The sequence below is a fragment of the Chromohalobacter sp. genome, from assembly GCF_039830575.1.
Lineage (GTDB): Bacteria > Pseudomonadota > Gammaproteobacteria > Pseudomonadales > Halomonadaceae > Chromohalobacter > Chromohalobacter israelensis.
In genome coordinates this window covers 407,400-434,086 of sequence record NZ_JBDOOX010000012.1, presented here as the reverse complement: position 1 = coordinate 434,086, position 26,687 = coordinate 407,400, and the positions used below count along the sequence as shown (strand labels likewise).

Annotated in this window: 29 protein-coding genes, 2 tRNA genes and 1 riboswitch; of the genes, 15 read left to right on the top strand and 16 right to left on the bottom strand. The window is 64.4% G+C overall.

Annotation, left to right across the window (positions count from 1 at the left end):
* Nucleotides 1-21: 21 nt before the first annotated feature.
* A complete protein-coding gene (tusC, locus tag ABGX75_RS11945) occupies nt 22-402 on the bottom strand; it encodes a sulfurtransferase complex subunit TusC (RefSeq protein WP_011507222.1) in 381 nt (126 codons plus the stop codon).
* Between the two features lie 37 nt (nt 403-439).
* A complete protein-coding gene (tusD, locus tag ABGX75_RS11940; protein ID WP_011507223.1) occupies nt 440-832 on the bottom strand; it encodes a sulfurtransferase complex subunit TusD in 393 nt (130 codons plus the stop codon).
* Nucleotides 833-1,209: 377 nt separating this feature from the next.
* Between tusD and ABGX75_RS11935 the strand changes: the two genes are divergently transcribed.
* Nucleotides 1,210-1,497, top strand: coding sequence for a hypothetical protein (locus ABGX75_RS11935; protein ID WP_347411417.1), 288 nt, complete (start codon nt 1,210-1,212; stop codon nt 1,495-1,497).
* A gap of 83 nt (nt 1,498-1,580) precedes the next feature.
* Here ABGX75_RS11935 and ABGX75_RS11930 read toward each other — a convergent pair whose 3' ends face one another.
* Nucleotides 1,581-2,249 (bottom strand): Bax inhibitor-1/YccA family protein, encoded by a 669-nt coding sequence (locus ABGX75_RS11930; protein ID WP_035409767.1) that lies wholly within the window; start codon nt 2,247-2,249, stop codon nt 1,581-1,583.
* A gap of 171 nt (nt 2,250-2,420) precedes the next feature.
* Here ABGX75_RS11930 and ABGX75_RS11925 point away from each other — a divergent pair.
* Together ABGX75_RS11925 and ABGX75_RS11920 are read left to right on the top strand one after the other, a co-directional pair.
* Nucleotides 2,421-2,510, top strand: a tRNA-Ser gene (locus tag ABGX75_RS11925).
* 119 nt (nt 2,511-2,629) lie between these two features.
* Nucleotides 2,630-2,720: transfer RNA gene (locus tag ABGX75_RS11920), tRNA-Ser, on the top strand.
* A 95-nt stretch (nt 2,721-2,815) separates the two neighbouring features.
* Here ABGX75_RS11920 and ABGX75_RS11915 read toward each other — a convergent pair.
* The 4 genes from ABGX75_RS11915 to ABGX75_RS11900 all read right to left on the bottom strand — a co-directional run bounded on the left by ABGX75_RS11915 (nt 2,816) and on the right by ABGX75_RS11900 (nt 6,484).
* A complete protein-coding gene (locus ABGX75_RS11915; RefSeq protein WP_347411416.1) occupies nt 2,816-3,484 on the bottom strand; it encodes a metallophosphoesterase in 669 nt (222 codons plus the stop codon).
* Nucleotides 3,485-3,518: 34 nt separating this feature from the next.
* Entirely contained in the window at nt 3,519-3,764 is a 246-nt protein-coding gene (locus ABGX75_RS11910) for a hypothetical protein (protein WP_011507227.1), read from the bottom strand.
* An 86-nt stretch (nt 3,765-3,850) separates the two neighbouring features.
* Nucleotides 3,851-5,560, bottom strand: a complete 1,710-nt coding sequence (locus ABGX75_RS11905; protein WP_011507228.1) for a potassium/proton antiporter — start codon at nt 5,558-5,560, stop codon at nt 3,851-3,853.
* A 69-nt stretch (nt 5,561-5,629) separates the two neighbouring features.
* Nucleotides 5,630-6,484, bottom strand: coding sequence for a hypothetical protein (locus ABGX75_RS11900; protein ID WP_043558329.1), 855 nt, complete (start codon nt 6,482-6,484; stop codon nt 5,630-5,632).
* Between the two features lie 102 nt (nt 6,485-6,586).
* Nucleotides 6,587-6,693, top strand: a riboswitch (TPP riboswitch).
* A 31-nt stretch (nt 6,694-6,724) separates the two neighbouring features.
* Here ABGX75_RS11900 and ABGX75_RS11895 point away from each other — a divergent pair.
* The 3 genes from ABGX75_RS11895 to ABGX75_RS11885 all read left to right on the top strand — a co-directional run bounded on the left by ABGX75_RS11895 (nt 6,725) and on the right by ABGX75_RS11885 (nt 9,330).
* Nucleotides 6,725-7,480, top strand: a complete 756-nt coding sequence (locus tag ABGX75_RS11895) for an ABC transporter ATP-binding protein (protein ID WP_011507230.1) — start codon at nt 6,725-6,727, stop codon at nt 7,478-7,480.
* Nucleotides 7,477-8,244, top strand: coding sequence for an ABC transporter permease (locus ABGX75_RS11890; RefSeq protein WP_011507231.1), 768 nt, complete (start codon nt 7,477-7,479; stop codon nt 8,242-8,244). The genes ABGX75_RS11895 and ABGX75_RS11890 overlap by 4 nt, the downstream gene beginning before the upstream one ends.
* 96 nt (nt 8,245-8,340) lie before the next feature.
* The gene (locus ABGX75_RS11885; RefSeq protein WP_011507232.1) at nt 8,341-9,330 is read left to right on the top strand and encodes an ABC transporter substrate-binding protein; all 990 of its coding nucleotides are present in this window, start codon (nt 8,341-8,343) and stop codon (nt 9,328-9,330) included.
* Nucleotides 9,331-9,372: 42 nt separating this feature from the next.
* Here ABGX75_RS11885 and ABGX75_RS11880 read toward each other — a convergent pair whose 3' ends face one another.
* Together ABGX75_RS11880 and ABGX75_RS11875 are read right to left on the bottom strand one after the other, a co-directional pair.
* Nucleotides 9,373-10,179, bottom strand: a complete 807-nt coding sequence (locus tag ABGX75_RS11880) for an alpha/beta fold hydrolase (protein WP_347411415.1) — start codon at nt 10,177-10,179, stop codon at nt 9,373-9,375.
* A gap of 15 nt (nt 10,180-10,194) precedes the next feature.
* On the bottom strand, nt 10,195-10,869 hold the full coding sequence (locus ABGX75_RS11875; protein WP_035409783.1) for a 7-cyano-7-deazaguanine/7-aminomethyl-7-deazaguanine transporter: 675 nt from the start codon (nt 10,867-10,869) through the stop codon (nt 10,195-10,197).
* A 455-nt stretch (nt 10,870-11,324) separates the two neighbouring features.
* On the opposite strand from ABGX75_RS11875, the gene ABGX75_RS11870 reads away from it, so the two are divergent.
* A complete protein-coding gene (locus ABGX75_RS11870; protein ID WP_347411414.1) occupies nt 11,325-11,648 on the top strand; it encodes a metalloregulator ArsR/SmtB family transcription factor in 324 nt (107 codons plus the stop codon).
* Between the two features lie 22 nt (nt 11,649-11,670).
* On the opposite strand, the gene sohB is transcribed toward ABGX75_RS11870, so the two are convergent.
* Nucleotides 11,671-12,720 carry a protease SohB gene (gene sohB / locus ABGX75_RS11865; protein WP_347411413.1) on the bottom strand — a complete coding sequence of 350 codons (1,050 nt, stop codon included), beginning with the start codon at nt 12,718-12,720 and terminating at the stop codon, nt 11,671-11,673.
* A gap of 103 nt (nt 12,721-12,823) precedes the next feature.
* On the opposite strand from sohB, the gene ABGX75_RS11860 reads away from it, so the two are divergent.
* A complete protein-coding gene (locus ABGX75_RS11860) occupies nt 12,824-13,141 on the top strand; it encodes an SCP2 sterol-binding domain-containing protein (protein WP_035409785.1) in 318 nt (105 codons plus the stop codon).
* 14 nt (nt 13,142-13,155) lie between these two features.
* Here the strand turns inward: ABGX75_RS11860 and nudC are convergent, their stop codons facing one another.
* Genes nudC through ABGX75_RS11840 form a run of 4 tightly spaced genes read right to left on the bottom strand, consistent with a single transcriptional unit; the run spans nt 13,156 to nt 15,992 of the window.
* Entirely contained in the window at nt 13,156-13,944 is a 789-nt protein-coding gene (gene nudC, locus ABGX75_RS11855; RefSeq protein ID WP_011507238.1) for an NAD(+) diphosphatase, read from the bottom strand.
* A complete protein-coding gene (gene dnaQ / locus ABGX75_RS11850; protein WP_347411412.1) occupies nt 13,941-14,702 on the bottom strand; it encodes a DNA polymerase III subunit epsilon in 762 nt (253 codons plus the stop codon). Before dnaQ ends, nudC begins: the two co-directional genes overlap by 4 nt.
* Before the next feature lie 2 nt (nt 14,703-14,704).
* Nucleotides 14,705-15,172: a ribonuclease HI gene (gene rnhA, locus ABGX75_RS11845; protein ID WP_110061425.1), complete on the bottom strand. Its 468-nt coding sequence runs from the start codon at nt 15,170-15,172 to the stop codon at nt 14,705-14,707.
* A 19-nt stretch (nt 15,173-15,191) separates the two neighbouring features.
* Nucleotides 15,192-15,992, bottom strand: coding sequence for a methyltransferase domain-containing protein (locus ABGX75_RS11840; RefSeq protein ID WP_179153114.1), 801 nt, complete (start codon nt 15,990-15,992; stop codon nt 15,192-15,194).
* Nucleotides 15,993-16,113: 121 nt separating this feature from the next.
* On the opposite strand from ABGX75_RS11840, the gene gloB reads away from it, so the two are divergent.
* The 6 genes from gloB to ABGX75_RS11810 all read left to right on the top strand — a co-directional run bounded on the left by gloB (nt 16,114) and on the right by ABGX75_RS11810 (nt 24,014).
* Nucleotides 16,114-16,881: a hydroxyacylglutathione hydrolase gene (gloB, locus tag ABGX75_RS11835; RefSeq protein WP_011507242.1), complete on the top strand. Its 768-nt coding sequence runs from the start codon at nt 16,114-16,116 to the stop codon at nt 16,879-16,881.
* Between the two features lie 47 nt (nt 16,882-16,928).
* Nucleotides 16,929-18,266, top strand: coding sequence for a LysM peptidoglycan-binding domain-containing protein (locus ABGX75_RS11830; RefSeq protein WP_347411411.1), 1,338 nt, complete (start codon nt 16,929-16,931; stop codon nt 18,264-18,266).
* Nucleotides 18,267-18,410: 144 nt separating this feature from the next.
* A complete protein-coding gene (locus ABGX75_RS11825; protein ID WP_347411410.1) occupies nt 18,411-20,246 on the top strand; it encodes an extracellular solute-binding protein in 1,836 nt (611 codons plus the stop codon).
* Between the two features lie 12 nt (nt 20,247-20,258).
* Nucleotides 20,259-21,323, top strand: a complete 1,065-nt coding sequence (locus ABGX75_RS11820) for a microcin C ABC transporter permease YejB (RefSeq protein WP_084075516.1) — start codon at nt 20,259-20,261, stop codon at nt 21,321-21,323.
* Entirely contained in the window at nt 21,323-22,429 is a 1,107-nt protein-coding gene (locus ABGX75_RS11815) for an ABC transporter permease (protein WP_347411409.1), read from the top strand. The genes ABGX75_RS11820 and ABGX75_RS11815 overlap by 1 nt, the downstream gene beginning before the upstream one ends.
* Nucleotides 22,419-24,014, top strand: a complete 1,596-nt coding sequence (locus tag ABGX75_RS11810; RefSeq protein ID WP_347411408.1) for a dipeptide ABC transporter ATP-binding protein — start codon at nt 22,419-22,421, stop codon at nt 24,012-24,014. Before ABGX75_RS11815 ends, ABGX75_RS11810 begins: the two co-directional genes overlap by 11 nt.
* Nucleotides 24,015-24,101: 87 nt before the next feature.
* Here ABGX75_RS11810 and rsuA read toward each other — a convergent pair whose 3' ends face one another.
* Both rsuA and ABGX75_RS11800 read right to left on the bottom strand, forming a co-directional pair.
* A complete protein-coding gene (gene rsuA / locus ABGX75_RS11805) occupies nt 24,102-24,800 on the bottom strand; it encodes a 16S rRNA pseudouridine(516) synthase RsuA (protein WP_011507248.1) in 699 nt (232 codons plus the stop codon).
* A gap of 9 nt (nt 24,801-24,809) precedes the next feature.
* Nucleotides 24,810-25,613 (bottom strand): amidohydrolase, encoded by an 804-nt coding sequence (locus tag ABGX75_RS11800; protein ID WP_043558334.1) that lies wholly within the window; start codon nt 25,611-25,613, stop codon nt 24,810-24,812.
* 123 nt (nt 25,614-25,736) lie between these two features.
* Here ABGX75_RS11800 and rarD point away from each other — a divergent pair, with 123 nt between their 5' ends.
* A complete protein-coding gene (gene rarD, locus ABGX75_RS11795) occupies nt 25,737-26,660 on the top strand; it encodes an EamA family transporter RarD (protein WP_011507250.1) in 924 nt (307 codons plus the stop codon).
* Nucleotides 26,661-26,687: the final 27 nt, after the last annotated feature.

Sequence of the window (26,687 nt, the reverse complement as noted above, 5' to 3'; positions counted from 1 at the left end):
TGGCGATCAACACGGCAGCGTTCAGAAATTGAAAATTTGGCGGTGACCGGCCAGCACGGCCGGCAACCTCGCCGCGTCCACAGGGATGACCGGCAGCAGCAAGTCATCCGGCGCCAGACCGCGTGACGCCAACGCCGAGGCATCGACATACAATCGCTCGATATCATACATCTCGAGCATGTCGAAGGTGCTCTGCGTGCCCTTCTGTCCCAAGGGGCCCTGACCCTGTCCCGGGAGCAGTGCCCAGACGCCATCGCCCATCAGCAACAGCGATACCGACTGACCAAAGGCCGCGCCGACCAGGGCCAGGTCGAGAGCCTCGCGCAGCCACAGGCTGCCATGCGGTGCATGACGCAGTATCACCAGCAAGTCGCCGTGCTCGGCCTCGGCACGTTCTGACATGACGATTCTCCCTGACATGAAGGTGTACGGCCGACGTTCAAGGCGCGAACGTCAACAAGCGCTCATGCGTCCGCTCGACATCGAGCAACTGCCCGAGTCCGGTCAATTCGAAGGGTGGCTCCAGGCTCGCGCCCGTCTTGCCGTGACGCTCGGCCTCGCTGGCGTCGAGCACACCTCGCCGCAATGCCGCGGCCACGCAGACCTGGAGCGTCGTGCCATGTTCCCGATGCAGCGCGCGCCATGCATCGACCAGATGCGGCTCGTCCTGGGGCGGTGCCGCCAGATGCGAGGCATTGTAGACCCCATCGTGATAGAAAAAGACCGTATCGACACGGTGTCCACGGGCGATCGCGGCATGCGCGAAGCGCAATGCGGAATGCGCCGCCTGATGAGTGTACGGTCCTCCCAGCACGAGTAATGCGTATCGCATCGCTTGCTCCCCACCACCAAGGTATGGATGGACGAATATTGTCCTCGACACGGCCCGGTCAAGGCAAATGCCGGCTCCATGTCGGCGTGGACATTGACGCACGTCATATTAGCTAGTATATTTTTAACAAGCTAACATATCGCATGCCTTAGCTCGCTTCGATGATCTGCCATATCTCCGCTATGCAGCATCCCCAACCTTGCCGCCGCTCCCTGGCGGCTTTTTTATGCGTCTCTACCGGGCCACACAGCAAAGGCTGAGCATCGTCAAGGTTCCCGTGAAACGCCCGTCAGACGTAACGAAATCCAGCTAAATTGAAAGTGAATGTGTCGCTTCCGTACGGACACGCCCACCGCTGACTCGTAGAGGTCAAGATCATGACCGTCACTCTGCTCACCACGGCGCCACTCCGGCATCGCGCCATGCCGCCTTCTGCGGGCATTGCCGACACACTGACGACCTCCGCATCAACCCTTGCCCCCGCCGCCTCCCAGCCGGCCCGGGGCAAGCGGGAGCGATGCGAGATCGGCAGCCTTGCGCACCTGCGTCATGACATCGTCGATACCCTGGACACGACGGCGCTGGCCAACGCCCGCCGCCGAAGCATCTTCTATGCCCGCTGGTACGGTCTTGCCGACCCACTGCTTCAGCTATGGCGCGGCTGACGCCAGCCGTCGCGCATCAAAAAAGCCCGCACCAAACGAGGTGCGGGCCCGATCGTTGCAAGCGTTGAACGCTCGCCGATGCATCAGTCGTTCGACGCGAAGCCCAGGATGGACAACAGGCTGACGAACAGGTTGTAGATCGAGACGAACAGGGTAATGGTCGCGAGGATATAGTTGGTCTCGCCCGCGCGGTGGATGATTTCACTGGTCTGATACAGGATCGCGGCCGAGGAAAACAGCACGAAGCCGGCGGACACCGCCAAGGCCAGCGCGGTGATGTTGAAGATCATCGCCACGACCATGGCCAGTACCAGCACGATCGCACCGGCGATCATGAAGTTGGCCAGGAAGCTGAAATCCTTGCGCGTAATCAGTGCCACCGCGGACAAGCCGATGAAGGTGGCCCCGGTCATCCCCAGAGCGGTCATGACCAGTTGGGGACCATTGGGCAGCGACAGATAGAGACTCAACATCGGCCCCAGCGTGAAGCCCATGAAACCGGTGAAGGCGAAGATCGACAGAAGCCCCGCCGCCGAGTTGGCTGTCTTGTGCACCAGGAACATCAAGCCATAGGCACCGATCAGGAAGACGAAGATATTCATCTGCCCGATTCCCATGGCCATGGCCGTTCCCGCCGTCACGGCGGAAAACAGCAATGTCATGGCCAAGAGCATGTAAGTGTTGCGCAGCACCTTGTTGGTGCTTACCGATCGCGTCTCGTGACCGGCGATTTGCGACGTACGGTATGCCATGGGATCTCTCTCCTCGGTGGCGCTGGAAATATAAGTGTAGACCTAGAATGCCCCGCCAAGGTTCCCACTGCAAGGCACATCTTCAACGCCCGGGCGTTGTTTTAACTCCTTGAAAGCACGACAGACTCTTGACGCAACAGCAAACGATGGTAGTATATTGCGCCGTAAGCCGGAGGGATGGCAGAGCGGTTGAATGCACCGGTCTTGAAAACCGGCGAAGGTTAACGCCTTCCCAGGGTTCGAATCCCTGTCCCTCCGCCACCACATCAAAGCGCCCCGAGATTCCAGTAAACTACTGATCTCGGGGCGTTTTTCATGCTCCCTCCTGTGAAAGACGCTTGACTCTTCAGCACATGATAGTAATGTATGCGCCGTAAGCCGGAGGGATGGCAGAGTGGTTGAATGTACCGGTCTCGAAAACCGGCGTAGGTTTATAGCCTACCCAGGGTTCGAATCCCTGTCCCTCCGCCACCACATCAAAGCGCCCCGAGATTTCAGCAGCTGACTGGTCTCGGGGCGTTTTTTCATTTCAGGCCCTTCACCCGCCTTCTCGGTGCAATACACGCTCAGCATGACACGTCTTCGCGCAGCAAGTCGCGCGCCTCGATCAACGTCAGCTTGCCGGTATTGAACGCGCCGGTGTCGATATAGTGGACATTGCCCAGGCGCATCGGTCGCTGGACGATGGTGTGTCCCACGACCACCGCGTCGATCCCCTTCACCAGCGTTTCATCGCCTTGCATGATACGAGTGCGCCCCCACAGCAAGGCCTGCGAGGGCGGCATGACATCTCGCCAGTCGGCGGGAGGCTCGGCGTGGACGATGCCCACACGCCGCCCCTCGACCGTGACCTCTCTCGCGTAAGGCAGGTGGGGCAACGCGCGCTTCAGCATCGCGCGTACTTCGCCGTGCGCTGCTGTCATGGCCCAGGTGCCCCCGTTGATCATCCAGGCGTCGTGTGTCTGGGGGCTATCCCGGTTATCGCCCAGAAGGGCCTCGAAGGCCAGCATTTCGTGATTGCCGCATACCGCATGGCACCAGGGCTCGAGCGCCAGCGACAGGCAAGCCAGGCTCTCGCTGCCTCGATCGATCAAGTCCCCCACGCTGAACAGGCGATCCCGCTCACGATCGAAACCGACGGCCTCGAGTTCGGCCTGCAGCAGAGCCAGTTGACCATGGACATCGCCGACGAAAAAATCGCGGCCCTGGTGGTTGGCGTCGTGACGCTGAATCACGCGACGCACTCCTGTCTAATCGTGACGTCCGCCCTCAATGGACATCGACGTCCTCCACTTCACCGGGCATGTCCGCGGGATTCCGGCGTTCTCTGTCCAGCGCCTTCGCCAGCAACTCATCCACCGTGGCACGCGGATGTGATCCCGCCTGGGCGACGCTCTCGAAGTCCCGTGCATCGCACTCGGGACAGCGCGATTCCAACGGGCGGCGCGTTGCCTGAATGAACACTTCGACCTGACACGCGCGACAGCGATAAAGGCGTCGATGAGGCATGGACATGGAAAACTCCGCGAGCAAAGGTAATTCAAGCAGCGTAGAACAAGATGACACCACTTGCGTGGTCCCTGAGCGCATCGATGACGATTTCAGTGATAGAGCCTGAGCCCGACCCGCGTCACGCGATTGCCCTGCACGGCATTGACCACCCAATGAAAGCCATGCCAATCGACGTCGTCCCCCACCACGGGATGCCCACCGACGCGTAGCGCCACGAATTCGCCCAGCGTCATGTCCCGCTCACCGGGGCTCAACGTCAGACCGTACGCGTCCGCCACATCGCTCATCATGGCTTCTCCATCCAGCGTGAACGTACCGAAGAACGCCCGTTCACGCTTGAGGGTGGCGTCACCGTTGAACAGGCGGTTGAGCGCCGGCAAGTCATCGCTGCGCCCGATGACGCAGATGACGTCATTGAGCTTCAGCCGCGTGCTGCCCTTGGCGTGCAACATCGCATGCTGACGAAACAGCCCGGAAATCAGGGCCCCGGAGGGAAACCGCAGCAGCCGGATGGGGACGTCTTCCAGCGCTTCGTTCTCCACCTTGTAGACGAACATCTCGTAATCGTTTTCGGGCAGCACGCCCAGCGGACCACGGCGGTTGGGCGTGGCGCCTGCCGGCACCTCGACGCGCATCAGGCGTGCCACCCGCGCCAGTGACGCGCCTTGCATCAACAATGATATCAGGACCACGAAGAACGCCACGTTGAAGTAAAGCGTCGCGTTTTCGACCCCGGCGATGACCGGAAAGATCGCCAGCACGATGGGCACCGCGCCGCGCAGCCCGACCCAGGAAATGAAACCGATTTCCCGCCACCGGAAGCTGAAGAACGGCTTGAGCGAGATCAGCACCGCCAGCGGCCGCGCCACGAAGATCAGGCCCAGCGCCAATACCGCGCCAGGCACGGCATAGTCGATCATCTCGCTGGGCGTCACCAGCATCCCCAGCACCAGAAAGAGGCCGATCTGGCTCAACCAGGCCAGCCCATCGTGAACCGGCAGGATATGGGTCAGATGCCGTCCCGGCTGGTTGCCGATCATCAGACCCGCCAGGTAGATCGCCAAAAAGCCGCTGCCGCCCGCCACGCTGGTCACCCCGAAGATCAAAAAGCCCAGGGCAAGCGCCAGCAAGGAATAGAGCCCGGGCGCGAGATCGAGCCAGCGCAGCAGCTTGGCGGCCAGCCAGCCACCACCGACGCCGAACACGAGGCCCAGCCCGAACTGCGAGGCGAACATCATCAGCGTTTGCCAGACCCCGCCCACACTGCCCACCAGAATCTCGGCCAGCGTGATCGTGAGGAAGATCGCCATGGGGTCGTTGGTGCCCGATTCGATTTCGAGCGTCGCCCCCACCCGCTCGTTGAGGGTCACCCCTTGTCCGGCCAGCATCGAGAAGACCGCGGCGGCATCCGTCGATCCGACGATCGCCCCCACCAGCAGGCCTTCGACCAGAGACAGATCGAACACCCACATGGCGCACAGGCCGACGAGCCCGCTGGTGACGAACACCCCAAGCGTGGCCAGCGACAGCGCCGGCTTGAGCCCCACCCGGAACGTCTTGAGGCGTGTCCGCAAGCCGCCGTCGAGCAGGATCATCGCCAACGCCAGATGCCCGATGAGGTATGCCAGGGAGTAGTCGTCGAACTCGATTCCCAGCACGCCTTCCTCACCGGCCAGCATGCCCAGCACCAGGAACAGCACCAACAGCGGTACGCCGATCCGCGACGAGACGCGGCTTGCCACGATGCTCAGCGCGATCAAGAAACCCGAAAACAAGAAAAGGCTGTTGATGGTATCCACGGCTCGCGGTTATCTCCTGAAACTCAAGTTCCTGAAATTCAAGGACCTAGTATGCCATGTCATGCTGCTTCATGCCGGCACCTGCGTTAACCAATCGGGGTGCGAGACGACATGATGCCAGTCCACGTCGCCGTGCAGACGCATGACCCAGATCAACGCCCGCATGCCCTGGCGATAGGCCGACAGCGACACGCATGGCGACTCGCGTCGATAGGCGGCCAAAAAGGCATCGCGCTCGGCACACGTCGTGATGAGCATCTCGGCCAGGCACAGATCGAACTCGAGCGGCGCCCATGTCAACGCCTCCCAGTCGCTCCACAGCCATCCCGTGGCACCGCTCAGGTACTGATCGGCGCGCACATCGGGCAGACACCAAACCGCCCGTGACGGAATGGGAAATGCCGGAAACGTCGGAAGCTCACCACAGCGCGGGTGCTGGCGCAGAAAGTCACGCGCATGCCGCGGCCACTCGGCCAGTGGGTGAACCTTTTCCAGAGGATGCCCCCACCCCGAGACCGTCTCGCGATGCAGGTGGCCCAGCTGGCTGCCCAGCAACTCGGCGAAGACCGGCCCCATCCGCGCCGCCTTGCCGTCGCTCCACGGCAGACTCCACAACGGCGCGTGCTGCAGGGTCCCGAGATACGTCATCGGCAGCGGGAGCATCGGCAGATGCGCCGGCAGGGCTCCTGCCAGCCGCGTCATGGTCTCCGGACAGCGCCAGCGGTCGAAGCCGAACAGCTCACGCATGCCCTTCCAGAAAGGATCGTGCTCCGGATGCGTGCGCGCCAGCTTGAGGAGTTGCGGCGATTCGCCGGCGGTCCGCCACAGCCAGTTGGCACTGTCATCCCACGCGAGCGGCAGGGGCGACAGCGCGTGCCCCGTGAACACCTCGACACGATGCGTGAGTTCGGAATCGGGATACATGCGTGCTCCTACGCTTTGTCCGATCGTTGGCAGCCTGCGCTCAAGCGGTACACTCGGCCACATGGCACTGGGCAGCTCCCGAGCCGACAGGATACAATAATCGTCTCTGGATAGGGGTGCCCGCCGACCGTGGCGGGCTGAGAGCGCCCGGCGCAACCCTGGAACCTGATCCGGTTAACACCGGCGGAGGAAACGCCAGAGCGTGCCGTCGGCACGTCCTTCGCCCCTTATGGAGCCTTGATGACGTCCCTCGGTTTTTCCCTCGCCCAGGCACGACTCGCCTTTGCAGGACAATGGCTGTTCGATGGCCTGACCGTCGAGTTCGCCCCCGGCAGCTGGACCGGGCTGCTCGGGCGCAGCGGCAGCGGCAAGAGTTCCCTGCTGCGCATGATCGCCGACCTGCCCTTGCCCGATACCCACGAGCTGACGCTGACCACCGACGACGCCCGCCCCCTCACCGGCCGGCTGGCCTGGATGGCGCAGCAGGATCAGCTGTTGCCGTGGCGCACCGTCGTCGATAACGTCCTGCTCGGCCCGGCCTTGCGCGGACGCCCTTCCCCGGCGGACCGCCAGCGGGCATTTTCCCTGCTCGACGACGTCGGTCTCGCTGATAAGGCCCGAGACTGGCCCAAGACGCTCTCCGGCGGCCAGCGTCAGCGCGTGGCCCTGGCGCGCACGCTCTTCGAGGATGCGCCCGTCGTCTTGATGGACGAACCCTTTTCCGCCGTCGATGCCATCACGCGCCTTGAACTGCACGAACTCGCCGCGCGACTGCTGGCCGGCCGCACGGTCATCCTGGTGACCCACGACCCGCTCGAAGCCTTGCGCCTGAGCGATCGCATCCTGATTCTCGCCGGGCAACCGGCCACGCTGAGTGACTTCGACGTCCCTCCCGGCCAGCGACCACGCGCGCTGGAAGCCCCCGACATGCTGCGCCTGCAGCCACGCCTGGTAGCGCGCCTGCATGCCCCGCTCACCGCCGGGAGCCGAGCATGACACTTCTCAAGCGCCTCTGGCCGGCCATGCTCGGCCTCGTTGCCCTGCTAGGGCTATGGCAAGGACTCGTCGTCGCCACCGGCGTGCCGGGTTACGTACTGCCGTCCCCGCTCGCCGTGGTGCAAGCCCTCGCCGCCCATCATCAGTTACTCTGGCATCATACCGGCATCACCGTGATCGAGATCGTCGCCGGCCTGTTCATCGGCTGCCTCAGCGGCTTGCTCACCGCGCTCGCCCTGGCCCGCTTTCATGGCCTCAGGCGAACCTTGCTGCCGATCCTGTTGATCAGCCAGGCCATTCCGCTGTTCGCCCTGGCCCCGATTCTCATGCTATGGCTGGGTTACGGCATGACCGCCAAGATCGTCATGGCGACCCTGATCATCTATTTTCCGGTCGCCTCGACATGTTACGACGGCTTGCGCCAGACCCCGCAGGGGTGGCTGGACCTGGCACAGACCCTGGGCGCCGACCGCCGCCGTCGACTGCTGCGCATTCAATTGCCCGCGGCTCTGCCGGCCCTGGCATCCGGCATGCGCATGGCCGCCAGCGCCGCCCCCATCGGTGCCGTGATCGGCGAATGGGTCGGCTCCAGCCAGGGACTGGGATACTTGATGCTCAACGCGAATGCACGCATGCAAGTCGACCTGATGTTCGCCGCCTTGCTGATCCTCGTCACCTTCGGCGTGGCGCTCTATTTCGCCATGGACGCCCTGATGCGCCACCTGATGCCATGGCATGAGGACCGCACCAGCGCCCAAGGCTGAAGCAATGAACCTCGCCCGGCGAGCCGTCTCGCGGGGCATTCACGATAACGAAACGCCCCTTGGCTATCGGGGTAACAACTCGCAGGAGAATAACGCATGACCTCCATGACCCACCGCTTCATGGGCGCGTGTCTCGCCCTCTTGCTCGTGCTGTCCGGCCCGGCGCTGGCCGCCGAGGAGCGCGACGGCACCGACACGTCCGACTCGCTGAAAGTGATGCTCGACTGGTACACCAACCCCACGCATGCGCCATTGGTCATCGCAAAACAGCGCGGCCTCTTCCAGGATCACGGACTGGACGTCGAACTCATCTCCCCCGCCGACCCGAGCGTACCGCCCAAGCTGGTCGCGGCAGGCAAGATCGACCTGGCACTCAGCTACCAGCCCCAGCTGCACCTGCAAGTCGACCAGGGCCTCCCCCTGGTGCGCGTGGGCACGCTGGTGGCAACGCCTCTCAATGCCACGCTGGTACGCGCTGACAGCGGCATCGAAAGCATGGCGGATCTGGCCGGCAAGCGTATCGGCTATTCCGTGGGCGGAGTCGAGGAAGTGCTGCTCAACACCATGCTCGAACACAATGGGGTCGCGCCCGAGGACGTCGAGATGGTCAACGTCAATTTCGCGCTGACGCCGGCCTTGATCGGAGAAAAGGTCGACGCCATCACCGGTGCGTTTCGCAACTTCGAGCTGGCACAGATGGCTCAGGAAGGCGTCGAGGGCCGGGCGTTCTATATCGAGGAAGAAGGCGTTCCCACCTACGACGAACTGATCTTCGTGGCCAACCGCGACACGCTGGATGCCCATCGCGCTGCCTATGCGCGTTTCATGGCCGCCATCGGCGAGGCCACGGCCTGGATCATCAATCATCCCGAGGAGGGCTGGGAAGCCTTCAAGGCCTACGATCCGGCGCTGGACACACCGGTCAACCGCAAGGCCTGGGAGAACACGCTGCCACGCTTCGCCCTGCGCCCTGCCGCGCTGGATGGACAACGCTACGAAGCCTTCGAAGCATTCCTTCTCGAGCGCGGCCAGATCAAGGCCAAGAGTCCGCTGTCGCGCCTCGCCGTCGACCTCAATCGCCCCTGATTCGACACGGCATGGAGCGCTGTGCGCTCCATGCCGCTGCCTTCATTCCGCCGCCAGAAAGCGCGACACGGCCGCTTGAAAGGCCTCCGGCTGTTCGGCATGCAGCCAATGCCCGGCCTCCGCCAGCGTCTCGACATGCGCCCTTGGCAGCACGGCCTCGACCGCCGGCAGCGCCTCGTCGCTCACGTAATCGGAGCGCCCGCCGCGCAGGACCAGCGCCGGCCCCTCGTAGGCGCCGTCACCATCCGGCACGGCCACGATGCTGGCATAGTCCTCCTCGATCTGATCGAGTCCCACGCGCCACACCAGACGCTCATCCTCGCCACGCACCAGGTTGGTGGCCAGGAACATGCGTGTCGCCGGTGTCTCGATGAACTCCGCCATGATCCTGTCCGCCGCCTTGCGGTCCGCCGGGGGACGCGCCTCGACGGCGCGCATGGCACGAAAGATCGCATCATGACCGTGCTGATAGGCGATCGGCGCGATATCGGCGACGATCAGGCGTGCGACACGCGCCGGCGACTGACGCGCCAGGGTCATGGCGACCTTGCCGCCCATCGAGTGGCCCAGCAGGTCGCAGCGCTCGATGTTCAACGCCTCCAGCAACGCTTCGACGTCCTCGGCCTGAGTGGCATACCGCATGCCCGACGCATGCGGCGACTTGCCATGGTTGCGCAGGTCCACGGCGATCACGCGACGCTGCGCCCGCCACTGCTTGACGTGCGAGCGCCAGTTGTCGGCACTGCCGAACAAGCCGTGCAGAACGACCAGCGGGCGCCCTTCGCCGCCGGTATCGACATGATGTAATTCCACGATATGCCTCGTCAGTCCTTCGAGTGATCGACGCATGATACCAGAGCCGTTTCAGGCCTTGCGTGGCTGAAGTCCCTCGCTGGCATCCCCCAGATGCGCCAGTCGACGCGTCAACGCCCCCAGCAGCATGCCGTAGAGCGGCAGGAAGAAGGCCAGGCTCACCCCCAGCTTGATGGCATAATCCACCCAGGCGATTTCCACCCAATGCTCACTCATGAACGCACTGGGACCGTTCCAGAACGCGATCGCGAAAAACGCGAACGTATCGGCCAGGTTGCCCAGCAGGGTCGAAAAGGCCGGCGCGACCCACCAGGCACGCAGACGTCTCAGGCGGTCGAAGACATGGATATCCAGCAACTGCCCCAGCACATAGGCCATGAAACTCGCCAGCGCGATACGCCCCACGAACAGGTTCCACTCGCCGAGGGCCGCGACGCCCTGGAACGCCCCTTCCTGAAAGAGCACCGACACGCCGTACGAGATCAACAATGCCGGCAGCATGACCCGCGCGATGATCGATCGGGCACGCCCCTTGCCGAACAGACGCACGGTCAGATCCGTGGCCAGAAAAATGAAGGGGAAGCTGAAGGCGCCCCAGGTGGTATGCCAGCCGAAAAGCGAAAACGGAAGCTGTACCAGATAGTTGCTGGCCGCGATCACCACGATGTGAAAACCGACGAGCAGCGCCATCACGCGTCTGGCTTGGCGAGAATCGAGGGCGAACATGCATCACCTTTTTGGTTGCCAAGGGAGGCCGAGGGGTAAGGGAACCCTCAAGGCGGGTCGATGCGCATGGCACCGAGACGAAAGTCGATATTGTAAAGGATCGCTCCGGACGGAACCAGTGAGATGCCGCCTTCCTGGCGGCATGAAAAAGGAACTACAGCAGGCTTTTCACTGCCACACGGAGGTCATATGCTCATCAGCGATTCGCGACACGACGTCGACTTTCGCCACTACCGATGAATTATCGTTAAAAGCTATCTTGGACAGGCTTGGCGAAGTTATTGATGATTCACTAAATCAAGAATGAGTAAGTGGGCATGACAACACGGCAGGCATCGAGGCCAATGCCGCGTTGCCCGTAAAGCCCACCAGAACGTATCCCTCGCCGTTGGGCGCTCATCCCACGCTCGCGGCGACCCATCGCCAATCCCGATAATGATGTAGGAGACACCCACATGCGCTCGCTCCAGCCTGCCTCCACCCTGCTCAACGCCGGTACTTCCGCGATCGACAAGGGCACGACCCTGCTCAAGGCCATGGCCAACGAGAACCGGCTGCGCATTCTGTGCCTGCTCGATGACGCGGAACTCTCGGTCACCGAGCTGAACCGCAAGCTGAGCCTCAGCCAGTCCGCGCTGTCGCAGCATCTTGCGATCCTGCGTCGCGAAAACCTCGTCGTGACACGTCGAGCCTCGCAGACGATCTATTATTCACTGGCCGGCGACGAGGCGCGCACGGTCATCGACGCCCTCGTCGCGCTTTACGGCAAGACCCGCTAAGCCGTGTGCGGCTGGCAGCGGCCTACCGCCGCTGCCAGCCGCTTTCCTCCAGGCGCTCCATGACACGATCGCTCAAGCGCTCGATGCCCTGCGAAGCGCCGACACCGATACGCTGCATCAAGGAATGACGCGGCTCCAGCACCACCTGCAACACGCGCGCCTGCTCCATGCGTGCCGCCAGATAGCCGTCACTGGTATTCACCTCATCGATCAGGCCGTCATCCAATGCCTGGCGTCCATACCAGATCTCGCCGGTCGCCACCTTGTCGATATCGAGTGCAGGACGCCGCTCCCCCACATAACGCTTGAACAGGTCGTGGGTTTCCCGCAAGTCCTCGAGAAACTTGGCACGCCCCTCCTCGGTGTTTTCGCCCAGCACCGTCAATGTCCGCTTGTAACGACCTGCGGTCAGCAACTCGACATCGATGTCGTGCTTCTTGAGCAGGCGATGCACGTTGGGTACCTGAGCCACCACGCCGATCGACCCGATCACGGCGAACGGGGCAGCAATCAGGCGGTGTGCGCAGCAGGCCATCATGTAACCGCCGCTGGCAGCGACCTTGTCGACGCAGACGGTGAGTCGCACACCGGCATCGCGCAGGCGGTCGAGCTGGGCGGACGCCAGCCCGTAGGCATGCACCAGACCGCCACCGGACGTCAGGCGCACGACGACCTCGTCGTCGTCTTGCAACTCGCCCAGCAGCAAAGAAACCTGTTCCGCCAGCTGCGGCGTGCGTGATGCCTTGAGATCTCCATCGAAATCGAGCACCCACACGCGTGGTCGTGCCGACTCCTGGGCCTCGCCCTTCCCCTTGCGGCGGGCCTTCTCCTCCTTGCGTAGCGCTTTCTGGGCCCGTCGACGCTGCGCGGCGGGCAGTCCCGCCAGGCGCAGCGATTCACGCCGACGCCGCTGACGCTCGTGCAGCGCCACGATGCGCAGGCGATTGCCTTCGACCTGTCCACTCGCGCGCTGCTTTAGCGTGACGACGAGCCCGACCAGAACGCCCACGGCCACGACCAGCGTCGCCAGCTTGGCGGCGAACAGCGCATATTCGGCAATCCATTCAGTCACGTCACCACCTCGCCTCGCGGGGGCTCTGCAGCGAGCGCCCCTTGTATGAAACATTTGTTTGAAATACGCTGGTCATTCCATCAACGCCATAGAGTGACCCAACATGGCCGACGCCAACACCGTCATCGAGAAGTTACAGTCACGTTTCGATCCTGCCGCCGCTCGGGGCATGGACGAAGTCTTCCAGTTCCATATCACCGATGCCGATGACTACTACCTCAACGTCAAGGACGGGACACTCGACATCCAGCCCGGCGAGCACGACGACCCATCCGTCAGCCTGACCACCGACACCGAAACCCTCAAAGGCGTGATGAACGGCGAGATCAACGGCATGCAGGCCTTCATGAGCGGCAAGCTGAAGGCCACCGGCAACGTCATGCTGGCCACCAAGCTGACCAGCCTCTTCCCCGGTCACTGACGAAACAGCACGTCTCAGCGCGGCGACACCGCGCTGAGATGCGTTTCGATCAACTGGCGCGAGATCGAATGTCGCGGCGGCAACTCGGGCAGATGCCGTGGCGTGAACCAGGCGGCATCGGCGATCTCCACTCCGTCGATCCGGATTCGCCGACTCGCGGCTTCGGCGAAGAAGCCCAGCATCAACGAGTGCGGAAACGGCCAGGACTGGCTGCGGAAGAAACGCACGCGCCCGATCTCGATGCCCACCTCCTCGTAGACTTCACGGCGTACGGCGTTTTCGGCGCTCTCGCCCGGCTCGATGAACCCCGCCAGGGTGGAATAACGCCGCGCGGGAAAGCGCGAATTCCGCGCCAGCAGCAAGTCCTGCCCATGCGTGACCAGAGTGATGATGCACGGCGAGATACGCGGATAACTGCGATGGCCGCATGCCTCGCACTGCATGGCGAACTCATGGGCGAGCCGGGTCATCGGCGAACCGCAGCGTCCGCAGAAGCGATGATCGCGTGCCCAGGCATCGACCTGCAGGGCCGTGGCCAGCAGATCGGCCTGCGGGCCGGGCAATCTCGCCAGCCACTCGCGTGCCGGGGGCCAGTCGGCATCGCCCGGCTCATGCACCATGGCGACCGGCAGGTCATGCCACATGCCCAACGCCATGGCATGCGCCGGCCACTCGCCCGGCGGCTGGAGAATGCCATCCTCGCCCGGGGCGATACCGGATTCGCCGAAACGAATCCAGTAGCCCCGGCGCGGTGTCTGCGCACCGGGCAATTCCCGGACGAACGGCGATGACAACATCGTCATGCCGATCCCTGCGAAGCGTCGTTCAGGGCATCCCAGTGACATTGGCCGGCCGCCTGGCGAATGCTGTCCAGCTTGGCGCGGTGCGCCGCCTCTTCCGCCTCGCTGGGACGCATGACCGCCAGCGACAACCCCTCGCGTGAGACCCGACGAATGCCGCTGACGCTGTTGGCGTCCTGCCCTTCGTCGCCCGCGCGTTCCTCGATGCCGGCCAGCGACAACGCGGTCTGCCCCCCCGTCATCGTCAGATAGACATCGGACAGGATCTCGGCGTCCAGCAAGGCGCCGTGCAGGACACGCCGTCCATTGTCGATGCCATAGCGCTTGCAGAGTGCGTCGAGGTTGTTGCGCTGTCCGGGGTGCAACTTGCGCGCCATCGCCAGAGTGTCGAGCACGCTGCAGTAGTCGGCGACGGGACCCAGACGCGGGCCGCCACGCTTGTCATGCAGCAACCCGAACTCGTGATCGATGAAGCCCACGTCGAACGCGGCGTTGTGAATCACCAGTTCGGCGCCGCGAATGTATTCCCAGAAGGCATCGGCGATATCGGCGAACACCGGTTCGTCGGCGACGCGCTCGTTGGTGATGCCGTGCACCTCGACGGCTTCGGGATCGATGTCGCGCTCGGGGTTGATGTATTGGTGGTAATTGTTGCCGGTGAGCCGGCGATTGACCACCTCGACCGCCCCGATCTCGATCAGGCGGTGACCGTCCTTGGGATCGATGCCGGTGGTTTCGGTATCCAGTACGATCTGGCGCATTGCTACTGTTCTCCTGCCATGGCCTGACGCTTGGCCGCCTGTATCTCGTCGGTGGCGGCGTTGGCGAGCGTATCGGCCAGTTCGTTGCCCTCGTGCCCGCTATGGCCCTTCACCCAGTGCCACTCGATACGATGGCGCTGAGTCTCCGCGAGCAGCTCGCGCCATAGCTCGGCATTCTTGACCGGCTGCTTGGCGGCGGTTTTCCACCCCCGCTTGACCCAGCCATGAATCCATTCAGTGATCCCCTTGCGGAGATACTCGGAGTCGGTCCACAGTGCCACGTCGCATGCACGCGTCAGGGTCCGCAACGCCTGGATCGCGGCCATCAGCTCCATGCGGTTGTTGGTGGTCACGGCTTCGCCCCCCTTGAGGGTCTTCTCGTGTTGCCCGTAGCGCAACACGGCACCCCATCCGCCGGGGCCGGGATTCCCCCGGCAGGCCCCGTCGGTGTAGATAGTGACGCGGGGCATGTCGCCCGTGGCATGCGAATCAGTCAACCTCGGTCATCCTGTCGTCTCGGGCGTGCGTCTCGCGTCTCGAGCGCTCGCCCTGGTGGAGTGCGGCGGGCCCCAGCCAGGAGTTGCCGGTAACGGCATCGCGCTGGAACAGGGTCCTGGCCGGTTGTATCGGTGCCTGCTTGCGACGGGCCACAATCAGATAGCACCCGCCGACGGGAAGATTGTAGCGACGCCCCAGCGTTTCGAGCCCCAGATTGTGTACCTGCCCGCCGGGCAGGCGGAAGCCGCAGTAGTCTACGCGTTCGATTTCGAAATCGACAAACGCCAGCCATTCGCGCAACCGGCCCGTACGTCGCCAGTGTCCCTTGCAGGGCCAGCGGCGACGCCCCGCAGGCGCCAGGTGCCCCAGCGCGTCGGCCCCGAACGGATTCCAGCCCATCACCACCAGCAGGCCATCGTCGCGCGTGACACGCGCGGCTTCGCGCATCAGATGGTGAGCATTGGGAACGACTTCCAGCAGGTGGTGCACCAGCACCAGGTCGAGGCTCTCGTCGGGCAACGGCAAGGCACCGGGATCGCAGACCAGGACCGAGGCATCCTCGGCAAGCGCTCGCGTGGGCGACCACGTCAATGCATGGCGGATCGGGCACATGTCCGTCAGCCGCGCCGCCATTCCCAGCTGCAGGCTGTGCAGACCGAAGCGCGACTCGCACAACGGCCCCAGGCATGCCCGCTGCGCCTGCCACAGCGCCGCGCCCTCCTCGGAAGCCCAGAAGCGGCGTCCCTCGCGGACGGCCTGTGCCAATGTCATCGTCATATGCGAATTTGACACGATGGCCCGTTCCCCCCAAGGTTGACGGATTTTACGCTGCCGCTCACGATCGAGCGCGCCCGCGAGGCGCGAGCATCGTCACCATTCGGCAGCCCCGACGTTTGCCGAGATCCTACGCACTATGCTGACCGTAATACCGATCCCCGCATTTCAGGACAACTATATCTGGCTGCTTCGCCAGGATGCCAGCGATAAGGTCGTCATCGTCGATCCCGGCGATGCCCAGCCGGTCATCGAGTACCTGGAACGAGAAGGCCTCAGCCTGGCCGCGATTCTGGTAACGCACCATCATCACGATCACACCGGTGGCATCGATGCGCTGGTCAAGCGGTACTCGCCCCGCGTCATCGGTCCCGACAACTCGGCCATTCCGGCCATCGACGAGGTCGTCGGCGACGAGGATGAATGCCGCGTGCAAGGACGGCGCTTCGAAGTCTTCGCCGTGCCCGGCCACACGCTGGACCATATCGCGTTCTACGCCCCCGGCACACCCGGCCTGCTGTTCTGCGGCGATACCCTGTTCTCCGGCGGCTGCGGCCGCCTCTTCGAAGGCACCGCCGAGCAGATGCACCGCTCGCTCGCGCGTCTCGCCGCCCTGCCCGACGACACCCTGGTGTTCGCGGGACACGAATACACGCTGGCCAACCTGCGGTTCGCCCAGGCCGCCGAGCCCGACAACCCCGCGCGGGACGCGCATCTCGGCGAATGCGAGCGGGCCCGGCAGCTGGAGCGCCCCACGCTACCCAGCACCATCGGCCGGGAGCGCCAGATCAATCCGTTTCTACGTATCGACCAGCCCGGCCTGCTGAATGCCTTGGCCGAGCAGGGAAGCGTCGATGACGACAGTGCCGCCTTCGCGACACTACGCGGCTGGAAGGATCGCTTCTAGGCCATGGCCGGCCCGGCCGCTACTGTACCTCGAGAGGTTCGCTTCCCATGAAAGTACGATCGAGTCGCCGCCAGGCGCTACGTTTGGGTCACGTAGCCCTGGCGGGAGGACTGTTATTGAGCGCATTGTCGCTTCCCGCCGCGAAGGCCGCCTCCGGCGAGGCCACCGGCACCTCGGCAGCCACGACCACCTTCTGGCAAGCCCTGGTATTGCAGCGCGCCCCGCAGGCCGATGCCTGGACGCGCCTCAAGCAGGGCTTCGGCCTGCCGCACGATATTCAGCATCCGCGTGTCGCGAAATGGCTCGACTGGTATGCCGCGCACCCCGAGCACGTCGAGCAGGTCGCCGCCAAGGCGCGCCCCTGGCTGCGCTGGGTGACGCGTCAGCTCGAGGCTCGCGACATGCCCACCGAAATCGCCCTGCTGCCTTTCATCGAAAGCGCCTACGACCCCACGGCCCGCCACCCCGGCGGTGCTTCCGGGCTCTGGCAGTTCATGCCCGGCACCGGCGAAGCCATGGGGCTCGCCGAAACCTGGTGGTACGACGGGCGCCGCGATGTCGTCTCTTCGACGAATGCGGCCCTCGACTACCTGCAGACGCTCGCCGACCAGTGGTACGAAGGCAACATGGAACTCGCCCTCGCCGCCTACAATGCCGGCGCCGGCACCGTCAATCGCGCGCGTGAGCGAGCCGCCGCGCAGGGCAAGCCCATCGACTACTGGCACCTCTCGCTGCCCGCCCAGACCATGGACTACGTGCCCAAGCTTCTCGCCTTGTCGGCGGTCATCTCGGACCCCCAGCGGTACGCCATCGACCTGCCGAGCATTCCCGATCGACCGGCCATCGCCAGGGTCACCGCCGAAGGGCAACTGTCGCTGGCCGACGCCGCCCAGCTCGCCGATGTCAGCGAAGCGCGGCTGCAAGCCCTCAACCCCGGCCTGCGGCGTGGTGCCACGCGCCCCGACAGGAGCGCGCAATTGATCGTGCCCGCCGATCGCCGGCAGCGTTTTCTCGCCAATCTCGATACGCTGCCCGCCGAAAAACGGCGTACCCGGACGCACTACGTGGTCCAGTCCGGCGACACGCTGTCCGGCATTGCCGCGCGCCATGACATCCCGGTGAGCGTACTGCGTCGGCAGAATGGGATCAGCGGCGATATGCTGCGCGTCGGTCAATCCCTGGTCCTTCCGGGCGCGACGAGCCATGCACGCCTGGCCAGCCGTGAGGCCACCCAGCAAGTCCGCGTCAAGCCGGGTGACAGCCTCTCGCGTATCGCGGCACGCCATGATGTCAGCGTCGACGACCTGACACGCTGGAATCAGATACAGCGCGACGATTACCTCCAGCCCGGACAGCGTCTCACGCTTCGCACCCCGTCGCGTTGAGCGTCGTGGTGGCGTTGCCCTCATGCCCCGCCCCTGATCAGAGGGCGGGCGCGTGCGCCACCGGCGAGGCTGGGGTAGGCTAGGCACGGCCGAAAACGGCGGCGTCGCCGCCTCGTTCGCGTCTCGCAACAAGGAACCGTCGTCATGTCCCTCTTCGTTCGCGCTTTGCTGGTCATACCGGGTCTGTGGGCCCTCAGCCTGTCGGCCCTGGCCGTGCCCGCCGCTGACGTCGCCACCGTGGGCGGCATTTCGCTCTATGACAGCCCGGCGCTCCCCGACGACTTCACGCACCTGCCCTACACCAACCCCGACGCGCCCAAGGGCGGAGAACTGCGTCAGGCCGCACAAGGTAGTTTCGATTCGACGAACGGCTTCATCATCCAGGGCAACCCCGCCGATGGCCTCAGTCATGTCTACGACACCTTGATGGAAGCCAGCGCCGACGAGCCCTTCACCATGTATGGCCTGCTCGCCGGCGGCATCCGCCTCGACCCCGACCGTCACTGGATGGAAATCGACCTGCGTCGGTCGGCGCGGTTCCACGACGGCCACCCGGTGACCGCCGAGGACGTGGTGTTCAGCTTCCGCCTGCTGCGCGACCAGGGACAACCCTTCTATCGCGCCTACTATGCCGGCGTCGATCAGGTCGAGGCCCTGGACGACGATACCGTGCGCTTCGAGTTCAGCGACAACGAGTCCCGCGAGTTGCCGCTGATCCTGGGACAATTGCCGGTGCTGCCCAAGCATTACTGGCAATCGCGCGATTTCACCTCGCCGACGCTGGACAAGCCTCTGGGCTCGGGCCCCTACGAAGTGGCCAGCATCCTTCCCGGGCGGCGCATCGTCTATCGCCGTGTCGACGATTACTGGGGGCGGAACCTGCCCATCAACCGGGGTCGCCACAACATCGACCGCCTGGTCTACGACTACTACCGGGACCAGACCGTGGCACTCGAGGCCTTCAAGGCAGGCAATCTCGACCTGCGCCGTGAAAGCAGTGCCAAGAACTGGGCCACCGCTTACGACACGCCCGCTCTGGAAGCGGGCTTCATCAAGCGCATGACCGTGCCCGACGCGCAGCCCGCGGGCATGCAGGCCTTCGTCATGAACCTGCGCCGCGCCCCGTTCCAGGACCGACGCGTGCGCGAGGCCCTGACCCTGGCTACCGATTTCGACTGGCTCAACACGCACCTGTTCTATGGCGCCTACCAGGAAACCGATAGCTACTTCGAGAGCTCGGAGATGGAGGCGCAAGGTCTGCCCAGCGACGATGAACTCGCGCTGCTCGCCCCTTACCGCGACATCCTGCCCGACGAGGTCTTCGAAGAACCTCTCCCGATATCGCGCCCCGACACGTTGCGCGCACGCTTGAAAAAGGCGCTGTCACTGCTGCGCGAGGCCGGCTACGAGGTGCGCGACGGCGTGCTCGTCGATACCGACACCGGGCGCCCCATGCGCCTGCAATTCCTGCTCTACGACACCCAGTTCGAGCGCGTCACGCTTCCCCTCATCCAGAATCTCGAGCGCCTTGGCATTCAGGCCAGCGTGCGTGTCGTCGACGTCAACCAGTACCTGACACGCCGCCGGAACTTCGATTTCGACCTGATGATCGGCAGCTTTCCGCAATCGGCCAATCCGGGCAACGAACAACGCGAGTACTGGACGAGCGAATATGCCGATGCTCCGCGCAGCCGCAACCTGATCGGCCTGCGAAACCCGGCGGTCGACGCCCTGGTCGATCGCCTGATCGGTGCCGACAGCCGACAGGCGCTGGACACCACGGCACGCGCGCTGGACCGCGTCCTGCGCTGGGGGTTTTATGTCATCCCCCAGTGGCATCTGGATGGCACTCGCATCGCGATGTGGGATAAATTCGGGTACCCGCAACCCTTCCCCGAGTATACGTTCGACCTGTCGAGCTGGTGGGTCGATCCGCAACGCGCTGCCCGCGTCGAAGAACGTCAACGCGGCGAAGGTTAAGGATTAGATCACGTGACCCATTACATCCTACGCCGTCTGCTGCTGATGATTCCTACCCTGCTGGGCATCCTGCTGCTCAATTTCATCATCGTGCAGGTGGCGCCGGGCGGCCCCATCGATCAGATGCTGGCGCGCTTCGAGGGCATGGACAGCAACGCCAGCACGCGCCTCGAAAGCGGCGGCGAGACCACCGGCGACACGCGCAATGCGCGCGGCATCGATCCCCGGCTCGAACAACAACTGCGCCAGCAGTTCGGCTTCGACAAGCCACCGGTGGAGCGTTTCGTCGACATGCTGGGCGATTACGCCACCTTCGACCTGGGCGACAGCTTCTTCCGGGGGCGGCCGGTGGTCGACTTGATCGTCGAACGTCTGCCGGTATCCATTTCCCTGGGCCTATGGACCACGCTGCTCGTCTACGCCATCTCGATTCCTCTCGGCGTGCGCAAGGCGCTGCGCCACGGCTCGCGCTTCGATGTCTGGACCTCGGGGCTGGTCATCGTCGGCTACGCCGTCCCCGGCTTCCTGTTCGCGATTCTCCTGATCGTGGTCTTCGCCGGCGGCAGCTATCTGGACTGGTTTCCCTTGCGCGGCTTGACCTCGCCCGACTTCGCCGAGCTTTCGTGGTGGGGCAAGATACAGGATTATTTCTGGCACATCGCGCTGCCCGTGCTGGCCTCGGCCATCGGCAGCTTCGCCACCCTGACCATGCTGACCAAGAACAGCTTCCTCGACGAAATTCACAAACAGTACGTGCTGACCGCCCGGGCCAAGGGAGCGAGTGACCGACGCGTGCTTTACGGTCACGTCTTCCGCAATGCCATGCTGATCATCATCGCCGGACTTCCCTCGGCGCTGATCGGCATCTTCTTCACCGGCTCGTTGCTGATCGAGGTGATCTTCTCGCTGGATGGCCTGGGGCTGCTGGGCTTCGAGGCGGTCATGCAGCGCGACTACCCGGTCATCTTCGGCACCCTGTACCTGTACACGCTGATCGGGCTGGTGCTCAAGCTGATCTCCGATCTCACCTATGTGTGGGTCGACCCGCGCATCGACTTCGCGACACGGGAGGCGTGATGACAACTCGCCGGCACTTTCGCGCCTCGCCCATCGCACGCCGCCGCTGGCAGGTCTTTCGCGGCAACCGGCGTGCCTGGTGGTCGTTATGGATCTTCGCCACACTGCTGGTGATCAGCCTCGGCGCCGAGCTGATCGCCAACGACAAACCCATCGTCATGCAGTACCAAGGGCAATGGTACGTCCCCGTGCTGATCGACTACCCGGAAACCGAGTTCGACGGCTTCCTGCCCACGGCCACCGATTACCGCGACCCGGTCGTGCGCCGCCAGATCGAGGAGCGAGGCTGGATGCTATGGCCGCCCGTGGGTTTCTCCTACGAGACGCTGGACCGCGAGCTCGACGGGCCCGCGCCCTCGCCGCCCTCGGCGCGACACTGGCTGGGCACCGACGACCACGGTCGCGACGTCTTCGCCCGCGTGCTGTACGGCTTTCGCCTGTCGGTGGTGTTCGCGGTCATCCTCACCGCCGGCTCGATGGCCCTCGGGGTCCTGATCGGCGGCGTGCAAGGGTATTTCGGCGGCAAGGTCGATCTGGTCGGACAGCGCATCATCGAGATCTGGTCGGGCATGCCGGTACTGTTCCTGCTGATCATCCTGGCCAGCCTCGTGCAGCCCAATCTGTGGTGGCTGCTGGGCATCATGCTGCTGTTTTCCTGGCTGGGTCTGGTGGATATCGTGCGCGCCGAGTTCCTGCGCGCCCGCAACCTGGAGTACGTCCGCGCGGCGCGCGCCATGGGCCTGCCCTCGCGCTTGATCATGTGGCGCCATGTCCTGCCCAACGCCATGGTCGCCACCCTGACCTTCATCCCGTTCCTGTTCACCGGGGCGATCACCACGCTCACTGCCCTGGACTTCCTGGGCTTCGGCTTGCCGCCGGGCTCGCCGTCGCTCGGCGAGCTCGTCGCCCAGGGCAAGAACAATCTGCAGGCGCCCTGGCTGGGGATCACCGCCTTCCTGAGCCTGGGCATCATGCTGTCGCTGCTGGTCTTCATCGGTGAAGGGCTGCGCGATGCTTTCGACCCTCGCCACGTGCTCAGCACCCAGACCTCGCCCACAGCGAGTGCCTCGAGCGGCCTTCCAGGGAGAAGCGCGCATGGACAATGATACGGTCGTCTTCGAACTCGATGGCCTGCGCATCGCCTTCGGCGACACCACGGTGGTGGAGGACCTGTCGCTGACGCTGCGCCGCGGTGAAACCGCCGCGCTGGTCGGCGAATCGGGCTCCGGCAAGTCGGTATCCGCCCTCGGCGCGCTCGACCTGTTGCCGCCCAGCGCCAAGGTCGACGGCACGCGCCGGCTCCTCGGAGAATCGCTCGACGGTCTCCCCAAGGCGCGCTGGAATGCGCTGCGCGGCGGGCAGGTCGGTTTCGTCTTTCAGGAACCCACCACCTCGCTCAACCCCCTGCACAGCGTGGGCAAGCAGCTCGCCGAAACCTTGCGGCTGCATCAAGGGCTGCGTGGCCGTGCCGCGCGGGAACGCGCACGCGAATTGCTCGTTGCGGTGCAATTGCCCCGCCCCGATGTCCTGCTCGACGCTCACCCCCACCAGTTGTCCGGCGGGCAGCGTCAACGCGTCATGATCGCCATGGCCATCGCCAACGACCCGGCGCTGCTCATCGCCGATGAACCCACGACCGCACTCGATGTCACGGTGCAACGGGAGATCCTCGCGCTGCTGGCTCGGCTGCGGGATACCCACGGCATGGCCATGCTGTTCATCACCCATGACCTCAACCTGGTCCGTCGTCACGCGGACAGCGTGCATGTCATGAAGCAGGGCCGGCTCATCGAGAGCGGAACCGTGGCGCAGGTCTTCGACACCCCGCGCGAGGCCTACACCCGACACTTGCTCGCCGCCGAGCCCGAAGGCCGCGCCGTGGCACTGCCCGCTGCCGCCCCCACGCTGCTCGAGGCGCACGCACTCAGCGTGGCGTTCGAACAGGGCAAGTCCTGGCTGGGGCGGCGCCCCGCCCCCTTCGTCGCCGTGCATCCGCTCGACATCCAGCTGGCACGCGGCGAAACGCTGGGCCTGGTCGGGGAATCGGGCTCCGGCAAGACCACGCTGGCCATGGCGTTGCTGCGCCTCACCGCCGCCGACGGCGAGATCGTCTTCGGCGGGGAGCGCCTCGACACCTTGCGTGGCAATGCCCTGCGCCGCCGGCGCCGACGCTTTCAGGTCGTCTTTCAGGACCCCTACGGGTCGTTGTCACCCCGCATGCCGGTCATGGATATCGTCAGCGAAGGCCTGCGCTTCCACCACCCCGAACTCAGCGACGCCGAGGTCGAACGCCGTGTCGCCGCGACGCTGGACGAAGTCGGCCTGCCCGCGGATTGCGCGGCGCGTTATCCGCACGAATTCTCGGGCGGCCAGCGCCAGCGAATCGCCGTGGCGCGCGCCATCATCCTCGAGCCCGACCTGGTAGTCCTCGACGAGCCCACGTCCGCGCTGGACCGCAGCGTGCAGAAACAGCTCATTGCCCTGTTGCGGGATCTTCAGTCGCGACGCGGACTAAGCTACCTGTTCATCAGCCACGATCTCGCCGTGGTCCGCGCCATGGCGCATCGGGTGATGGTGCTCAAGGATGGCCGTGTCGTCGAGCAAGGCGACTGCGACACGCTGCTCAGCCGCCCCCAGGCCGACTACACGCAGCGCCTGCTCGAGGCATCCGGCCTGAGTGACAGAACCTGATCTCTCGCCCCTGACGTGCACCGCCTGTTTCCGGGAAACGCAGGGGCAAGCATGCTATCGAGCGAAAACGATAGATAACGGTATAAATCAGACGGTATCGATTTCCGCCTGAGTGAGTTCCCGCCACTCGCCAGCCGCCAGCGCGGGATCGAGGGCGATCTCCCCGATACGCTCGCGGTGCAGGGCCACGACCTCGTTGTCGAGCGCCGCGAACATGCGCTTGATCTGGTGGAAGCGCCCTTCCTGAATCACCAGCCTGACGCGCACGCCGTCGGCGTCGTCCAATCGCTCGAGCCGAGCCGGCAGGGTCGGCTTGTCCTCGCCTTCCAGCATCAATCCCTCCGCCAGCGCCGTCTCGGCGCCCTCCGCCAGCGGCCGCGCCAGCGTCACGAGATAGTGCTTGTCGCAGCGCCGCCGGGGTGACGTCAGTCGGTGCGACCATTGACCATCCTCGGTGATCAGCACGAGCCCGGTGGTGTCGACGTCCAGACGTCCGGCGATGTGCAATCGCCCGCGCTTGGCCACGTCCAGCAGCTCGATCACCGAGGGGTAGCGTCCCGGTCGCGTGGTGCACTCATACCCGGCGGGCTTGTTGAGCATCAAGTAGCGCACGCCGATGCGCGCCAGGGGTTCGCCCAGCCAGCGCACGACATGTTCGTCGCCCAGCTTGAAGGCGGCGTTCTTGACGACATCGCCATTCACCTCGACCTCGCCTCGATGCAGGGCTTTCTTGGCCAGTGAGCGTGTCAGCTCGGTACTTTCACTTAAAAAACGGTCGAGACGCATGCAGGCAATTCACTCCTCGACCTGGAAACGATCGGCGTCCATCCAGGCCGGAAATTTGTCACGGAACGCACTCAGCGCCTGGCGATCCAGACAGCCGGTACGCATGAAGGGAACATCGCGAGGCTCGTCGATCAGTGGCTCGCCCTTGAAGTCGACGAGCATCGAATCGCCGGCATAGGCCAGCCCCTTGGCATCCTCTCCCACGCGATTGACGCCGATCACGTAACACAGATTCTCGACGGCGCGTGCCTGAAGCAGGGTACGCCAGGGCTGACGACGCGGTGCCGGCCAGTTGGCGACGCACAGCAGCGCATCATACTCGAAATGCTCGCCCGGCGCGGGCTGCTGGCGCAGCCAGACCGGAAACCGCAGGTCATAGCAGACGCTCAGCAGGAGCCGAAAGCCCTTGAGCTCGACCACCACGCGCTCGTTGCCCATGCCGTAACGCTCGTGCTCGCCGGCCATGCGAAACAGGTGGCGCTTGTCGTAATGCGTGATGTCGCCATCCGGACGCGCCCAGATGAGGCGGTTGAAGTACTCGCCGTCTTCGAGCACAGCCACGCTGCCCGTCACCACGCATTCCCGACGCCGCGCCTGCTCGGCCATCCAGGCGACGGTGGCGCTTTGCGCCATGGGCTCGGCCATTTCCCGGGAGTTCATGGTAAAACCCGTGGCGAACATCTCCGGCAATACGATCAAGTCCGTGTCGTCACCGGACAAGGTGCCCAGGCGCTCTTCGAGCAGTCGGCAATTGGCCTGGGGGTCTTCCCAGCGCAAGTCGGCCTGCACCAGGGTGGTACGCAATTCGCTCATGTCATTCCCCTCTCGGATCACGGACTCAGTCTGAAGGCCTGCGTGCCATGGCGGCAAGTCACCTTCACTCATGCTAGATTAGCGTTTTCCGCATCGGCGTCGCCGCCGCGTTTCGAGGACTTCATGGCCCAAGACGACTCCCGCTCACCACGCGTTGCTTCACCCCCCGACAAGGCGGCCACCAAAGGCGTGGTATTCGGCCTCACTGCCTATACCCTGTGGGGATGCTTTCCGCTGTTCTTCGCGATGTTCGACGGCGTTCCCGCCTGGGAGATCCTGACCCATCGCATCATCTGGGCCTGCCTGTTCCTGGTCATGGTCGTCACCCTGCTGGGGCGCTGGCAACCGGTGAAATCGGCACTGAGCTCTCCCCGGTCGCTGCCCCGCGTGCTCGGTTGCGCACTCTTGATCGGCTTCAACTGGGGGCTTTACATCTACGCGGTGGAAAGCCATCAGGTCTTGCAGGCCAGCCTGGGCTATTTCATGACGCCCCTGATCAACGTGGCACTCGGCATGCTGGTGCTGCGCGAACGCATGTCGCGCCTGCAAGGCGCCGCGGTGGCCATCGCGGGCATCGCCATCGGCGTGCAACTGGTGGGACTGGGCGGCCTGCCCTGGATCAGTCTCTGTCTGGCACTGAGTTTCGGCACCTACGGCCTGCTGCGCAAGCAAGTCACGCTGGACGGGCTGTCGGGCCTGTTCGTCGAAACCCTGATCCTGATGCCGCTCGGCTTGCTGGCCGTGGCCTGGTTCGAGTTCAGCGGCCTTTCCCACTTCGGCGGCAGCGTTCGCAACACGACCCTGCTGATCGCCAGCGGTGCTCTGACGGCCCTGCCATTGCTGGCCTTCGCCGGGGCCGCGCGCCGACTGCGGCTTTCCACGGTGGGATTCTTGATGTACATCAACCCCACCCTGCAATTCCTGATCGCCCTGCTGATCTTCCAGGAACCGCTGGGGGCCCTGCAACTGGTCACGTTCGTGCTGATCTGGGCCGGATTGCTGCTTTATTCGCTGTCTGCCTGGCACGGCAGACGCGGCACGACATGAGGGAAGTGAAAGCGTAGCGGGGCGATC